Annotated in this window: 10 protein-coding genes, 1 pseudogene and 1 riboswitch; of the genes and pseudogenes, 2 read left to right on the top strand and 9 right to left on the bottom strand. The window is 35.4% G+C overall.

The window, feature by feature from the left end; translation table 11 throughout:
* Positions 1–104 precede the first annotated feature (104 nt).
* The 6 genes from JCM15579_RS08735 to JCM15579_RS08715 all read right to left on the bottom strand — a co-directional run bounded on the left by JCM15579_RS08735 (position 105) and on the right by JCM15579_RS08715 (position 6886).
* Entirely contained in the window at positions 105–2228 is a 2124-nt protein-coding gene (locus JCM15579_RS08735; protein WP_054718728.1) for a peptidylprolyl isomerase, read from the bottom strand.
* Positions 2229–2462: 234 nt separating this feature from the next.
* Positions 2463–3722, bottom strand: coding sequence for a hemolysin family protein (locus JCM15579_RS08730; protein ID WP_054718725.1), 1260 nt, complete (start codon positions 3720–3722; stop codon positions 2463–2465).
* On the bottom strand, positions 3723–3926 hold the full coding sequence (locus JCM15579_RS20185; RefSeq protein WP_157471406.1) for a hypothetical protein: 204 nt from the start codon (positions 3924–3926) through the stop codon (positions 3723–3725).
* Between the two features lie 50 nt (positions 3927–3976).
* Positions 3977–4555 (bottom strand): LPS export ABC transporter periplasmic protein LptC, encoded by a 579-nt coding sequence (gene lptC, locus JCM15579_RS08725; RefSeq protein ID WP_054718722.1) that lies wholly within the window; start codon positions 4553–4555, stop codon positions 3977–3979.
* Positions 4548–5888, bottom strand: coding sequence for a tetratricopeptide repeat protein (locus JCM15579_RS08720; protein ID WP_054718719.1), 1341 nt, complete (start codon positions 5886–5888; stop codon positions 4548–4550). The genes lptC and JCM15579_RS08720 overlap by 8 nt, the downstream gene beginning before the upstream one ends.
* A 254-nt stretch (positions 5889–6142) precedes the next feature.
* Positions 6143–6886 (bottom strand): type III pantothenate kinase, encoded by a 744-nt coding sequence (locus tag JCM15579_RS08715; RefSeq protein ID WP_054718716.1) that lies wholly within the window; start codon positions 6884–6886, stop codon positions 6143–6145.
* A gap of 205 nt (positions 6887–7091) precedes the next feature.
* Here JCM15579_RS08715 and JCM15579_RS08710 point away from each other — a divergent pair, with 205 nt between their 5' ends.
* A complete protein-coding gene (locus JCM15579_RS08710; RefSeq protein WP_054718712.1) occupies positions 7092–8558 on the top strand; it encodes a PAS domain S-box protein in 1467 nt (488 codons plus the stop codon).
* A 66-nt stretch (positions 8559–8624) separates the two neighbouring features.
* On the opposite strand, the gene mfd is transcribed toward JCM15579_RS08710, so the two are convergent.
* From mfd to fbp, 3 genes and pseudogenes are all read right to left on the bottom strand, one after another.
* Positions 8625–11975: a transcription-repair coupling factor gene (gene mfd, locus JCM15579_RS08705; RefSeq protein ID WP_083464613.1), complete on the bottom strand. Its 3351-nt coding sequence runs from the start codon at positions 11973–11975 to the stop codon at positions 8625–8627.
* A 354-nt stretch (positions 11976–12329) separates the two neighbouring features.
* Positions 12330–12383 (bottom strand): annotated as a pseudogene (locus JCM15579_RS22420) (hypothetical protein); the annotation flags it as partial.
* Between the two features lie 772 nt (positions 12384–13155).
* Positions 13156–14178 carry a class 1 fructose-bisphosphatase gene (gene fbp, locus JCM15579_RS08695; RefSeq protein ID WP_054718707.1) on the bottom strand — a complete coding sequence of 341 codons (1023 nt, stop codon included), beginning with the start codon at positions 14176–14178 and terminating at the stop codon, positions 13156–13158.
* A gap of 289 nt (positions 14179–14467) precedes the next feature.
* Here fbp and JCM15579_RS08690 point away from each other — a divergent pair, with 289 nt between their 5' ends.
* On the top strand, positions 14468–15724 hold the full coding sequence (locus tag JCM15579_RS08690) for an aspartate kinase (protein WP_054718704.1): 1257 nt from the start codon (positions 14468–14470) through the stop codon (positions 15722–15724).
* Positions 15725–16276: 552 nt separating this feature from the next.
* Positions 16277–16388, top strand: a riboswitch (SAM riboswitch).
* Positions 16389–16771 lie beyond the last annotated feature (383 nt).

Here is a 16771-nt window from a genome sequence, read left to right as displayed (position 1 = left end):
ATAAAGATTCTGTGGGGTGTTAGTCATTACTACCGTATCAGCATCTAATAAAAAAAGCGAGATGAATGAATCACCTCGCTTTTTTCTTATGTGTTTACTATTGTCTAGTAAAACTTATATCTTTTATCAACAACATTAGCATTTTCTCTTAATGCCTGAAATGCTTGATAGTTTGTACGATATTGGTATCCTTGTTCTAATCTTGCTTTGAAAGCTTCAACAGTATCATCAGTAACTTCATCACTTGTTTCATTGGTAACTAATACCATGTAAACGCCTTGGTTACCTTCAATTGGAGCAGAAATTTTTCCTTTTTCAAGAAGAGAAGCAGTACTAATTACGTTTGGTTCAATACCTGCACCAGGAATCTGGAATGAAGAGAAGCTAACACCAGTTGCATTTTTTACTTCAAGATTTTCTTTTTGTGCTACAGATAGAAGCGATTGTGCTCCTTGGCTATTTTTCTTCAATTCAGCAATCATTTGCTCAGCTTTCTTCTCTTTTCTAATCTCGCGTTTAATAGTAGAAGCTACATCATTAATGTTTGCGAAACCTTCTTCTTTGATACTAGAAAGAACTGCAACTACAAATTTATCACCAAATTCGAATACTGCTGACTGTTCATTGTTCATCAAAACACTTTCCATATCATCAGTTTGGTATGCTGCTCTAACCAATTCTCTTGAGTTTTCAAGACCAGGAATGTTCTTGGTATCTCTTCTTAGGTTAGCAGTTCTTCTTTGTAAGTTTTGCTCAGATACAGCTTTTAAGAAAGATTCTTTGCTTAGGTTGTTACCAGCAAATGTACGAGCTTTAGCGTAAGCAGCCTGAATTGTTTTGTTACTTGCTTCAACTTTACGATCAACAATGGCCAACTGTACTTTCTTTACATCTTTTCCTTTGTTGGATACTTGTAAAACGTGAGCTCCAAATTGAGTTAGAACAACTTTGATTTCGTTTCTTTTTGAATCGAAAGCAGCCTCACTAAATGGAAGAACCATTTTACCTTGTGTGAACCAACCAAGATCACCACCGTTAATAGCTGATCCTTGGTCATCTGAATTAGCTTTTGCTAAATCATCGAAACGAGCACCTTTTTCAAGTAATGATTTTAAGCTGTCTGCTTTCGCTTGTGCAGCAACATAATCTCCATTTATTGGACGAATTAAGATGTGACGAGCTTTAACAGAATCAGGAAGCATTTTAATTTCGTTAATCTTAGCCAATTTGTATGAATCACCTTCTGAGTATACATTACTAACATCACCTTTTTTGCCTGAGAATGCAAACTCTGCTAATTCAGCATTTGTAATGTCTTCTTTTTTCAAATAGAAAGGGTTGAAATCCGTATCAGCATTTAACTCTACAAATTGAGCATTGTTGGTTTCAGCAGCAAAATCTGCTTTTAAATCAGCAACCGAATTTTCAGTAGCTTTATAATCATCAGTCGAAGGCTCAACCAAGAATGGAACGTAATCAATTCTTCTTGATTCAGTTTGTTCGAATAATTCTTTGTGTTCGTTGTAGTACTCTTTAATTTCAGAATCGCTTACAGTAATTGTACTATCTGGAATTAAGTTGTAATTTTTAACAATATAGTTGATATCTACTTTTTTGCTTCCTTTGGTAGCTAGATCTTTAACCATTGCATTTGGCATGTACAAACCTTTTTGGATTAAAGCATTGTACTTGGTTAAAGTTCTCTGAGTAGTCATTGCATTTTCGATGTTCAACCAATAGTTTTTTTGTGGAGTTCCCTTAGGAGCGTTAATTAACTGTTGAAGAGTTGCAACTACTTGTTCTTTGTTAAAAGTTCCGTCTTGACCTTGGAACATTTGACGAATTGTAGGATCGATATTTCTACCTTGAACCATGTCGAATAATTCATCAGAAGTTACTGAAATTCCTAATTCATCATATTCAACATTCATTACCATTTCTTGAACCATTTGCTGCCAAGTCTGTTCTCTTAATCTATCCATTTGTTCTGATGGAATTGAAGATTGACCAGACATCATTTTAGCTACTTCAATATTATGGTTGAATCGATTCTGAAAGTCACGAATATTTACTGATTCACCTGCAATTTCTGCCATTTCATTTCGTGAATTCGTCAATAAGGAACCACCCGATTTTAGAGCGTCACCAGCAATAAATGCGAACAAAGCTCCCCCAATGATGATCCCAATAAACACACCACGGTTTCTTATTTTCTGTAATGTTGCCATCGAAAAAGATTTAAATATTTCTTAATTAGGCTACGAATATACAAAAAAATGGGAAATGATTGCTTTTTATGGCTATCAGTTTGGCGTCTTTTATAGTAAAGTAAAAATTACTTGATGAATGTTTGAAGATTGATGTTCAGATGAGGAGTTTTCAGGCAAATATTAATTGCTAATAGCAATGATGATTTATGGGTAGGTTTTGAGTCTAATATTCAGTGAATGAGAAATAAAGAACTAATCGATAATGGTTAATTTAATTTTCTCAACCCTGGTATTACTCACTTCTACAATCTTAAAATTAAAGTTCTCAATTCTGATGGTTTCGTTGTACTTAGGTATACTTTCGTGATTAAATAGAATGAATCCATTCAAGGTTTCAAAATCTTCCGATTCAGGAAGGTTTAAATCATATTTGTCATTCAGGTAATCGATCTCTAATCGACCGGAGAAAATAAATTCATTCTCGGATAATACTTCTTCCTCTAGGTCAATATTATCATGTTCATCTTCAATTTCACCAAATATCTCTTCCATGATATCCTCTATGGTAACCATACCTGCAGTACCGCCAAATTCATCAACAACTACGGCAATGCTTTTCTGTTCCTTGGTAAACAGGTTAAGCAGTTTATGCGCTGCCATAGTTTCCGGCACAAAAATAATTCGGCTTAAGGCTGATTTAATACTTTGTGGTTTTTTAAATATTACCGATGAATGAACGTAGCCAATAATGTTATCAATGGAGTCCTTGTAAATTAGAATTCTTGAGTAGCCTGTTTCAATGAACCTCTGAGTTAATTCTTCAAGTGTACCATTTAATTCCATGGCCTCTATTTCATTCCTGGGAACGATACATTCGCGCAGTTTAACCTTCGAAAAATCCAGTGCATTTCGAAAAATCTTGATATCATGCAATTCATCTTCAGCAATGGCTTGAGTGTCCTGTCCTTCCTGCACCAAGTGATCTAGGTCAATTTTACCAAAAGCTTGTGTTTCCTCGTCTTCGGTAATTTTGGTTTTGAATAGTTTGTGAATAATATTCTTTGATAGCATCATGGTTATTATTGTAACCGGATAAAACAAGATGTAAAAGAACATTACAGGTAAGGCAAAAAGATTCAATGCAAAATTAGGGTTCAGCCTAAATAATGTTTTTGGAATAAACTCTGCTGTCACCAAAATCAAAATGGTCGAGATTATTGTTTGAATGGTTAAAACCAATGATTCAGAATCAACCCAAAGCTGGATTGAAGGTTCAAGTATTTTTGCCATAACAATACCATATACTACAAGTGCAATGTTGTTACCAACCAGCATGGTACTTATGTAGTGACCAGGATATCGAGAAAAGATAGATATAATTCTGGACGAAACCGTATTTTTACTTCTATCCAACTCCATGCGCAATTTGTTGGCAGCAATAAAGGCAATTTCCATTCCTGAAAAAAAGGCGGAAAGAGCAAGCATGGCAAAAATGATGATCAGATCATTCATTTACTTTTGGGATTGGTTTTTCTCTCGGGTTCGTCTAAGATATCTACGCGAAGTATACATTAAAGCTGCTAATATTGCTATAACGTACAATAAAATATTCTCGGAGAAATTGGTTTGCATTGTTCTGTATACGGCAAGGCTAGCACTGGCAATCATTACAATCAGCCAAACAATTTCTAATACTAATGGTAGTTTTTGATTCACTTTAATCAGGTTTTGTTGTATGCAAGATAATAAGCTTTATTGATTATTGCTTACTTTTTGTCCTCAAAATATACTTTTCCTGAGCCTTGTGTCATTCGTAATTCATTCATGTCTTCATCGGTTGAAAAGCTGGAACCTTCTAGAACTTGACCATCAGAGGTTATAATTCTGGTGTACTGATCTGAATAAATTAACTGTTTAGTGTGATCCCAAAACATAAGTTCAGAACTAATTGTTTTTCCGTCTGCACTTTTGGCAACCACATTATTTCTTAACTCCCAAAGTTCATCCTTAGGGTAATGCTTTGCATAGTTGGCTTTAATTTCCCATGCTACACTTTCATCTTTATCATACGAAATGATCTTGCCACCTTTGGGGAATTCTTGAAGCATTCCTTTTTCTTCCGAATCTGTTTCAATAAATTCTATAGCAAAAGCTCGGTATTGAATTTTTGTTGAATCGGTGAAAATAAATTCAACCTCTTTGCCTTGTTGCAAAGGAAGATTTTGGTTGGTTGTAAGACTCTGCACCTCTTTCATGCTGTTCTCACAAGACAAAAGCATTGCAATCCCCGAAAGGATTACAATGCTTTTGATAATATTGTATTTATTTTTTGGCGTACTATTCATTAAGTCTAGCCTTTGTAGTTTCGTTAATCCAATCTCCAATTTTTACAACGTCACCGTTCTTAATTCCTTCAAAGAAAGCTTCCTCTTTTCCAGGAAAATGTCTTGAGTAATCAGAGATAAGTTTTTGAGCATCTGCAGCGCATTCTGGATCAATAGCTTTTGCTTTTTTAAATTTATCCACAGCAACCCAAAATACTTTTTTATGATCAAGATCAGACGAACCATACTTTTGACTGTATGAAGCATATGTTTTACCAATTAAAATATATGGCAATCCCCAATTTTGTTTCAAATCAGCAGCTTTTAAAGCATTTGATTTAGAAGCGCTTAATTGACCTTGAAGAAATTGAATAGAAGCTAGTTTATAATGTAAATCAGCTTTGATTTCAGCATCTTCTTCCAATTCTATAGCTTGTTCTAAGTAATCTTTACTCTTACCAAACTCTTTTTTCTTGATAAACATTTTAGCCAAGTTGTGAGCAGCATCAGCATTTGGTTCTAATTCATATTTTCTTTCAGCAACCATTGCGTATAAAGCACCATCTTCACATTCCTGACGATTCAACATACGAAGGATTTTGTTGATCAAAACCATATCATCTTTGTGAGCCTCAAATTTAGCTGTAAAGATATTGCTTAATGTTTCGCAGTCAGCAACACCAGCATTAAAGAAAATTTGCTCTACATTTTTACGAGCATTTTCAAGGTTTTCTTTTGTCTTTTCGCTGGTTTCAGCATCAATTTGTTTTTTAGCCATGTCCATGAAAAGAAGATAGTTATCGATTACTTCTTCTGGTTCAATTTCACCAGCTTTAACAAGTACACCAGATGCTTCCATTGTATTATTAATTACTGTAGCTTCTGATTCTAGTTGCTGCATTTCGATAGATTTCTTCAAAATGCTGTAAGCTTCTTTCATTGCGGCGATATTACTCTTCTTGTTGTAGGTAAACATATCACCACCTTTACGACCTAGAATCCATCCTTCAGGATATTTACGATCTTTTCCAAAATATTTGATACGCTGATCGTAAACCATCATCAAAGTGTCGAGATACTTTGGGTTTTTGGTTTTACGTAGCATACCACGCATAATTGTAACACCTTTGATATAAGTTGTCTTTTGGAAAGCTGGAGCATTATTGTAAACGTATCTCCAACCTTTAAGAGCTTCTTCGTAATTTTTTTGCTTCACCATCTCAACATACAGAGAGGCGTTTAAAACAGTCTGGGCACTATCCAATCCATATTTTGATTCCAAAGTCTGTGCCTTAAGGGTAAACATACTTGAAAGCAAAAGAACCACAGTTGCTATTGTAAATCTTGTTTTCATGTTACTAAATTTTTTATAATCAAGTTTATTTGTTGCAAAACTATAAAAATGGTCTTAGGATCTCCTTAAAAAACGTCATATCTATTAAGTCAGAATAAATATAACGAAAGTTTTAGTTTTGTTGGAACTAAAACTGCAAAACTCATACCAAAGTTTTAGTATAAGTTTTGAATTCGTTCTAAATAACCATTTTAAAGCTCAAAAATAAGCTTCTTGCAAAACTATAAATAAATTGGAAATCAACAAAAACTTTGTTAATTATTAGAGCCTTCCAAAATATTAAATTCCAGGATGCGGTTCAGTCCAATTGCCAGTACATTCGACTCGAGAATTGATGTGCTACTAATGCTTTTGTATAAAAAAGGAGCGTCACCACCTGTTAGTATTACTTTTAGATCGGCATGTTTCTCTTTTAGTTGATTGATGTATGAATCTATTTCAAACACAATTCCATTTTGTACCCCACCGGTTATTGCTTCATTGGTATTTTTCCCAATTAATGGATAATCTTCATTTACAGAAAGCAGTGGTAGCTTTTTTGTGAAATGATTTAAAGCTTTGTATCGCATACTTAAACCAAGAGAAATACATCCTCCAATGTATTGTCCTTTTTTATTCAAAAAGTCGAAGGTGATGGCAGTTCCCGCATCAATTACCAAAATGTTCTGATTGGGATACATAGCATATGCACCAATACACGCTGCCAGTCTATCGTAACCTAAAGTGTTTTTAGATTCATATAAATTTTCAACAGGTATAGGAAGCTTAGAGTCAAAAAAGAAAACATGTTGAATTCTCGTTTTAAGAAAATTTATCAACTTATCGGGATATTCACGAACCGAAGAAATGATTACTTTTTCTATTGTAGGGAATTCATATAGTAGTTCCTTTGCAAATTCGACATCCACTTTTTCCGAAGCTTTGGTAGTATTTAATTCTTCTTTTAGAAAGATACTAGCTTTAATTTTTGTGTTGCCTATGTCAATTATAAGATTCAATGGAAAATAATTGATGTGTATTATTATAAATAGCTTGTAAAATCGCTTAAAATTAGTAAACTTTAGGCATATAAATTAAACGCCCAACAGGTTTTTCTAAAGGAATTAATGAAGATTAATCCTCTTTGTTTGTTTTGAAGGAGAATAACCCGTGCTCTAGGTGTTAAAAGGTATTGGTGTCGGTCAAATTTTCAATTATTACTTAATGAAAAAAAAGATTTTAATCGTTGAGGATGACAACCTAATTTCGACCATTTTCAGAATGTTCTTGAAGGAATTAGGTTACGATTTGTTAGGAATTGTTGAGGATGGTAAGGAAGCCATTCGTTTGTGCGAAAAATTAAATCCGGATATTGTTCTAATGGACGTTCATTTGGGAGGAGATCTGGACGGTATTCAAACAACCGAATTGATAAAATCTAAATTTGATATTCCTGTTATTTTTCTTTCCAGCGATACTGAAGAATCGACCATACAAAGAGTAATTAATACCCATTCATACGGATACCTGGTTAAACCAATTGATAAAAAAGAGTTGGGAATATCAATTGAGTTGGCGTTTTATAAGCATCAGTTTGATTTGGATCAAAAAATGAGAGAAACGCGATTCCGTAATTTTATTACTGATTCACCCGAGGCTATTTTGGTGATTAACGAAGCAGGCGGAATTGAATATCTAAATTGTTTGGGATTAAAATTATTTAGAACCGCGTATATTGAAGATTTAATGGGGCTTCAACTTCTGTCTTATGTCAGTGAAGAATATCAGGAGGAATTTAAAGAAAAGTTTGATCGAGCGGTTCAAATGGGACAAGGAATTGAATATACTCACCTTAAATTTAAAACCATTCATGGTGATCCGTTTGACGTAGGATTAACTGCGGCTCATATTGAGTTTAATGGAAAGAATAATCTTCAGTTTATTATACGTGATGTAACTCAAGAATATGCCTACCGGGAGATGCTGGCTGAAAAAGCGGATATTATTAATCATTTCCATGACGGTGTGGTTACCTTCGATTTGAATGGAATCGTAAAATCATGGAACAAAGGATGCGAAAGAATTTTTGGCAAAAGTGAATCAGAGATGATTGGCAAACCTTATAGCGAATTATCCTTGTCTGGAAGGGAAAAATCATTTGCTGAGGATTTATTGATTCCAACCGAAAAAGATAGCAATTACGAAGTAGAACTTCTATTTGATATCGATGGGAAAGAAACCTATCTGAAGCTATATTCGTCGATGTTAAAAAGCGAAAAGGGAATCGATAAAGGAATAGTTTGCTATGTAAGAGATGTAACGGTTCGTATGAAAAGTCAGCTGATGCTTGAGGAAAGTGAGCGCCGAAATAAAGATTTAATTAATGCAATTCCTGATTTAATTTTTGTTGTGAATCGTGAGGGGATTTTTGAAGATTATAAAATGGATGATCATTCTGTTTTAGATCTTCCTAAAGATGAAATTATAGGAGCTTACCTGGATAAGGTATTTTCAGGTGAAGTTTTGCAATTGGCCAAAGAGAAAATAGAGAAAGTTTTAAATGTGGGTTTTATGGAGAAGTTTAAATATGAAATGGAATCTGTAAAAGGTAAGTATTGGTATGAAGCACGAATTACCAATTTGGGAAATGATAAGGCTTTGGTGTTGCTGAGAGAAATACAAGAAGATTAAATTTCACACCAATAAAATATTAAAAAGATCGCTGAGGATTAAGCTTAGCGATCTTTTATTTTATCATCATTCCTGATTTATTTTCTTCAGTGTGTCAGTGGCTGCAACAATATTCGAAATTTTTTCGAAGCTTAAGCTCAGTCTGTTTTTTGCTTCTTTCATTTTACAAGGAATTGTTTGGGCTTGTAAGAATTGAAGCACTTTACTGAATTGAGCCGATTGATAGAAAGGAGAATCCTGATCGGAAATAAAATAAAGAACCAACTTGTTGCTTTTTAAGATCAGCTTTTCAATTCCCAAATCAAGAGCCAACCATCGTAAACGAACCACGTTTAGCAATTCAATACTTGGTTCAGGCAAATTGCCAAATCGGTCTTTTAGTTGGTCTTCGAATTTTTCGATTTCTTCTTCGGTTTCGATATTATCCAATTCACGATACAGGCGAACTCTTTCGGAAATACTTTCTACATATTCTTCCGGGAATAGAATTTCAAGATCGGTATCAATCTGACAATCGTTAATAAAACGGATTACTTCTTTTTCTTCCTCTTTCTTTTCATCGGCAAAAACATCCTTGAATTCGTTTTCTTTCAATTCAAGCATTGCTTCATTCAGAATTCGCTGATAGGTTTCGTATCCAATATCAGTAATAAAACCAGATTGTTCACCTCCCAAAAGATTTCCAGCTCCACGAATATCCAAATCTTGCATGGCAATGTTGAATCCGCTTCCCAGTTCTGAGAAGTTCTCGATGGCTTGCAGTCTTTGTCTGGCTTCCTGGGTCATTGATTCCATAGGAGGAGTCAATAGATAGCAGAATGCCTTTTTGTTTGAACGTCCCACACGGCCTCGCAACTGATGCAATTCACTCAATCCAAAATTCTGACCATTGTTAATAATAATGGTATTTGCATTCGGAATGTCCAAGCCCGATTCGATAATGGTTGTTGCAATTAATACATCGTAATCCCCTCGAATAAACTCAAGCATGATTTTTTCCAATTTTGGTCCATCCATTTGACCATGGGCAACAACCGTTGAAACTCCAGGAACCGTTCTGTGAATCATATCCTGAACCTCTTTAATATTTTGAACACGATTATGGATAAAGAAAACCTGTCCGTTGCGCTCCACTTCATATGTAATGGCTTCGCGGATAATGTCTTCGTTAAAATTGTGTACTTCGGTTACAATCGGATATCGGTTTGGTGGCGGCGTATTGATAATTGACAGATCGCGAGCCCCCATTAATGAGAATTGCAGTGTTCTTGGAATTGGTGTTGCAGTTAGTGTTAAAGTATCCACATTTACTTTCATCTGCTTCAACTTTTCTTTTACCGACACTCCAAATTTTTGCTCTTCATCAACAACCAGCAATCCCAAATCTTTAAAGTCGATATCTTTTCCAATTATTCGGTGAGTTCCGATTAAAATGTCGATTTGACCAGCTTTAAGATCTTTCAAAATCTCTTTTTGATCTTTTGCCTTTCGCATGCGGCTGATGTAATCAACACGGCAAGGGAAATTCTTTAAACGATCGCTGAAAGTTTTAAAATGTTGGAAGGCCAGAATGGTTGTTGGAACCAAAACCGCAACCTGTTTGTTGTCGGCTACAGCTTTAAAAGCAGCACGAATGGCAATTTCGGTTTTCCCGAAACCAACATCACCACAAACCAATCGGTCCATTGGGAATGGCGATTCCATTCCTTCTTTGGTAGCTTTGGTAGCTTTTACCTGGTCTGGCGTGTCTTCATAAATAAAAGAAGCTTCCAGCTCTTGTTGCAAGTACGAATCGGGACTGAACTGAAATCCTCTTTCTGCTTTGCGTTTTGCATAAAGGGCGATCAATTCTTTGGCAATATCTTTAACCTTGCTCTTGGTTTTCTCTTTTAGTTTTTGCCATGCTCCGGTTCCCAACTTGTAAATTTTAGGAGCTGTCCCATCTTTGCCTTTGTATTTAGAAATTTTGTGTAGCGAGTGTAAACTCACAAACAAAATGTCATTGTCTTTGTACACCAAACGGATTGCTTCCTGATCTTTTCCATTTACATCAATCTTCTGCAAACCTCCAAAACGACCGATTCCATGATCCGCATGAACGATATAATCGCCCGGATGAAGTCGGTTGATTTCTTTTAAGGTAACCGACTCCTTTGCTTTGTGTACCGTTGCTGTTTTTAACCGGAACTTGTGGTAACGGTCGAAAATCTGATGATCGGTAAATACCGAAATTCTTAAATCCCGATCGGAAAAACCTTCGTGCAAGGTTTGATCTACAGATTGAAACTCGACTTCAATGCCTTTATCGTCGAAAATATTTTGAATGCGTTCAATCTGTTTGGCATTATCTGATAGAATATAATTGCTTTCGGCCCTTGCATTGTTATTCAGCAAGTGTTCGCCCAGCAAATCGAAATTTTTATTGAAAGCAGGTTGTGGTACCTGGTTGAACTGAATTTCGTTTTCAGTTGGGAAAAAGAATTTTTGCCCAAATTCAATACAGGAATATTCATTCAGATGATCGATGAAATCCAAACCTTTTATCAGGTAATCTTTGGTTGCAACCGTATCTTCTCCCAATTCCAAAGTAGGAACTTTCTCAATGGTATTTTCATAGATTGCCTGAATTCTGTCGCTGATGAACTGTACATTTTTACACCAAAAAACCGAATTCTCTGGAGCAAAGTTCAGGAATGATATTCTTGAATTCTTTAGAAGATTTTCCTGAATATTTGGAATGATATCTACCGTATCCAACTTTTTAATCGAAAGTTGATTTTCCACATTGAACACACGGATGGAATCCACTTCTTCACCGAAGAAATCGATTCTGTATGGATGTTCATCCGAAAAAGAAAAGATATCGATGATGCTACCACGAATCGAAAACTGACCTGGTTCAACTACAAAATCGGCACGCTCGAACTCATAGTCCACCAAAACTTCCTCTACAAATTCAGGTGAGAGTTTCTCACCCACTTTAATTTTAAGTGTGTTTTCGGTCAGTTGATCCTTACTGATTACTTTCTCAACAATTGCCTCGGGAAAAGTAACAATGTAGCTTGGTTGATGATTAGAATTTAATCGGTTTAAAGTTTCGGCGCGCAGAACGATATTGGAATTATCCGTTTTTTCGTATTGTACCGAACGTTTGTATGATGATGGAAAGAAAAGAACCGAACTTTCGTCAATCAAACTGCACAAATCATTATAAAAATAGGCAGCTTCCTCTTTATCATTCAAAATAAACAGTTGAGGTTTGGCTTGCTTTTCCAATGATGAAACCATTACGGGCAAAGCCGACCCTACCAATCCACGCAAGTGTAGGTGAAAATTGCTGTTATCATGTAAATGTTTCTCAATGCTGAATCGTGCTGGGTGACCAGCAAAAATGTTTTTTAGTTCTCGAAGTTCCAATGAATCCCTTTTTATTGATTGAAAGGCAAATTTAGGGAAAAGTTTCAGAAACCAAGCTGTTATGCTCAAATCCCAATCTTAGAAGGGGTTGTATTTTGTGATTTGGAAATTGGATTTTACTAGAAATTCCAATCAAGGGTTAAAATAACCGTATTGATTAGACCATAATAAATTTCATCGCTTTTTCAAGTTGAGTTTTTTCCCTCCTAGGGAAAATCCCGGTAGGGGAAAGGGTGAAATAAGAACAATACAATTAAAAATACACCCTTCTGGCTGTCGTCATCTTCCCTAGAAGGGAAGAATTCCTAAATAAACTTTTCCATTATTTTTTAAACCATTTTTTCAACCCTTGATTCAACTTAAAATCCATACCCAACAGGCCCATGCCCCGGCACACTTACATAACCTCTGGTATTGCCTTGATCGTAATTGCCGGCACTAAATCGAGTCGACCAAAAATTATCGCCGCCACTTCCCTTGCCACTGTAGCCATTTTGTTGTGCGGCCAAGTATAAATTTACCGTAGGAATAGGATTTCCGACATAGCCTGCATTTCCCAAATGATCGAACCAGTAATTCCCTGGTTGAATGTAATAGCCCAGTATATAGCTCCAAACCAGCCATTCGTTTTGTGGCAATTCCCTTCCATTTACAATCACATTGGTTTGTCCGTTTGAGGCATTACGCTTTAACTGGCCCAAGTCATGATTTGGTAGCATAAAACCGAATGAAGCATAGCCAACAACACCATACAAACCACTGGTTTTATCATACCAATAATTACCAGGAAGAGGCTTAGCACCGTAATATTCTTCAAACTCTTTAATTTGACTTTGGTTCAACTCTATGTCGTTGATAATTACTTTTTCTTTTTGCGATAAGGCTGGCATTGCAAAATAAAGCAACATCAATAGGATGCATATCGATTTCATTTCTATAAGATTTTAAATTGAATAAAGTATGCTTAAGAAGGTATGAGATTGGTGTAGCTAAATTACAACAAAGTGAGGTGGATGTCAATAATGCGTTGCTTGTTCTGATGCTCTCATTCTAAGTTGAGAGTATAAATAAAAATATTGAGAGTCTCATCTGAAGTGAGAATCTCAAATGTAGAAAAAACCAAAGCCACTTCTCAACTGAGAAGTGGCTTTGCATTTTGAGTTCTGGTTAGTTGTTGAAATCAAATATTGTTGAAGAAGTGTAGAAACTCTTCTGTTTTTTTCACCATATTGGTCGAACCAGTATAAAATGGTACACGCTGGTGCAGCGATTCAGGAGTAATTTCCATGATTCTGCCATTTCCATCGGTAGCCATACCGCCAGCTTGTTCAGCAATAAATGCAACAGGATTGCATTCATACATCAATCGCAGCTTGCCATCAGGATTTTTATTGGTTTGTGGGTAAATAAAAATACCACCTTTTAAAAGGTTGCGATGGAAATCAGCTACCAAAGAACCAATGTATCGCGAAGTAAATGGTCGTTTGCTGCGAGCATCTTTCTCCTGGCAATACTTAATGTATTTTTTTACTCCTTGTGGGAAATTAATGTAGTTTCCCTCGTTAATGGAATAAATGGTTCCCGATTTTGGTGTTTTGATGTTTGGATGCGACAAACAGAATTCTCCGATTGATGGATCAAGCGTAAATCCGTTTACACCATTACCTGTGGTATACACCAACATGGTTGATGATCCATAGATAATATACCCAGCAGCAACCTGTTTGGTTCCTTCTTGTAAGAAGTCTTCAATGTTGGCAACTTGTCCGCGAGGTGAAATGCGTTCAAAAATCGAGAAAATGGTTCCAATGGAAACATTTACATCAATATTCGAAGAGCCATCCAATGGATCCATGCAGAAAACATACTTTCCGTTTTTGGACAACTCATTTTCGAAAATAATAATGTCTTCGTTCTCTTCCGAAGCAACAGCAGCACATTCGCCACTTGCTCTTAAGGCATCAATAAAGTGTGTATCGGCAAAAACATCCAGCTTTTGCTGATCTTCCCCCTGAACATTCTGATCGCCGTGCTCACCAAGAATATCTACCAAACCGGCTTTGTTTACAGCACGGTTTACAATTTTGGCAGCAATTTCCACGTGATGAAGCAAACGAGATAACTCTCCTTTTGCTCCCGGATGATCAGACTGACGCTCAATAATAAATTGATTCAGGGTTTGAACATTATTGTGTTCAGTCATTTTAAAAAGGCTTTTGGTTTACATTCATTTGGTGGCATAAAGTTATGCTTTTTTATTTAATGCCAAACCCTTATTTCAAACGTTGACAGAAAAGTTTTTTTTCAATAAAAATTGAATTTTTTACGGTTAAATCAATTTTGAGCTATTATACAGCATATTGTTATCTTAAAAAATGTAAAAAAATCAAAATATTGAAAAATAATTTTGCTTTGCTCAAACTTTATTTAGTACCTTCAATTTTTGTAAAAAGTGGCAAAAGCCAAAATCTATAAAACTTAAGTAATTTTACATGAACATATTTAAATTTGGAGGCGCATCGGTAAATAGTGCCGAAGGTGTCAAGAATTTTGTAAAGATTGTTCAATCTTATAAAGACGAAACCATTATTGTTCTTTCGGCAATGGGCAAAACAACCAATGCTTTGGAGCAAATTACCGATGACTTTTGTGCAAAATCAGATTCGGTAGAATCAAAGTTTCGTGAGGTAAAGTCTTATCATTTCGACATCATTCATGAGTTGTTTGTAAATAAGGAAGATGAAGTTTATGAAAAAGTAAATCGATTGTTCGAGCAACTTCATTGTTATTTGCAGGGAGAACCAACTTTGGATTACGATTTTGATTACGATCAGATTGTTTCGTTCGGGGAGCTGATTTCAACCACCATTGTTTCGGAATATCTGAAAAAAAGTGGATCGCCAAATAAATGGGTTGATATCAGAACTTGCTTAAAAACGGACAATAGTTATCGAGAAGGAAAAATCGATTGGGAGCTGTCCCAAAAACTAGTACCCCAAGCTTTTAGTTTCAATAATACTTTTGTGTATGTAACACAGGGCTTTTTGGGCGGAACAACTACCAATCAAACTACTACTTTAGGTCGCGAAGGATCGGACTATACTGCTGCAATTCTGTCCTACATTCTCGATGTAGATAAATTGTCAATCTGGAAAGATGTTCCTGGAATTATGAATGCTGATCCAAAATGGCTGGATGATGCACAGAAGTTGGAAAGAATTTCGTATCAAGAGGCAATCGAGTTGGCGTTTTATGGAGCTAAAGTGATTCATCCAAAAACGATTCAACCGATTAAACGAAAGAAGATTCCATTGCAGGTACGATCCTTTATCAACTATAGCGAACCTGGCACTTTAATTAGCACAGCATCTAAACAGATGGAAAAGCAATTGCCAGTGTATATTCGTAAACAAGATCAGGTGTTGATATCCATTCGACCAACAGATTTTTCTTTCATTTTAGAGGAAAATTTAAGTTCCTTGTTCGCGCTTTTTGCAAAACATCGCATGAAGGTGAATCTAACTCAAAATTCGGCAATTAGCTTTTCGGTATGTGTAGATAAATCCGAGAGAAGATTGAATAATTTGTTGAATGAAATTTCTCAAGATTTTGAAGTAAAATACAACGATAATGTAGAGCTAATTACCATTCGTCATCATGATGATGAGGCGGTGGAAAGAATGACTGCAGGAAGAGAAATTTTATTGGAACAACGAAGCAGAGATACCGCACAATTTGTGATTGTATAATTCAATTTATATAGATACCGTAGGGACATGTCATGACATGTCCTTTTTTTATTTTTTATCGTAGATTCAAGGCATTGCTTTGGATTTATCAACATAGCAATGAATTTTGGTAGAAATAGCATTAATGCGGTTTGAATTATTTATTTTGATTGAATTTTATAAGACTTTTTCAAGTTGAGTTTTTCCCTTTTAGGGAAAATCCCTACAGGGAATAGGGTGAAAAAAGAAAAATACCATCAAAAATACACCTCTGCCTGTCGGCATCTCCCCTAAGAGGTGAGAATTTAGAATTGAAAGATTGTATGTCTAATTCATTGTTGAATTATAATTAAGAAAATATTATTTGCATAAATAAGGCCAGTAGAAAGGGAATGTGGATGAGGTTTTTAATTTTTTTTTTCACAAAAAAATCACCTGTGCCTATATAAGGTATAGTTTGCACATTTTCAGGAAATAAAAAATAAGAGTTGTGCCTCTTTTATTTGGAGATTAAAAAATCATGCCTATATTTGTTGCAGATATTTAAGGTAATACTCGCAGGAGGATATCATTAATTTATACAGAAGAAGTGAGAGAACAGGCTCGATGACCTTCTGACAACCCCGGCAAAACTAAAAGCTGAAAGGTGTCAAATCCTGACCATTTAATTTGGTGAATATAAATTAAACGATCATGAAGAAGACAGAAATTCACATTCAAAAGCAGGCTCAACAAGAGCAAAACATTCAGTTGCAAACTTTGGCATCTATTACCACTATGATGCGAATGCAGCTAATGATGCGTATGCTGTAACGCATTCTGTCTAAGATCTTTCCCTATTTTTTAGATGCTGGTGCGTATAAAATAACTCCGAACCAGGGAATTCAAATTCTAATTTACTTTTTCAATTGTTTCTGATTTTCAGAAATAGGAATTGATACAATCTAAACTGAATCTATCGAAGCATTCAGATTGATTGTGCATGAGATAGATACGGAATTTGCGACAACCAGAAGCCTTTGCTTCTTAAACTAATTAATCAAATTTTAAATCAAGGATATTATAATC

This window comes from Marinifilum fragile JCM 15579, from assembly GCF_001310955.1.
In the GTDB taxonomy this organism is placed as follows: domain Bacteria; phylum Bacteroidota; class Bacteroidia; order Bacteroidales; family Marinifilaceae; genus Marinifilum; species Marinifilum fragile.
The sequence above is the reverse complement of the archived record's forward strand: the minus strand, read 5'-3'. Positions and strand labels throughout refer to the sequence as shown.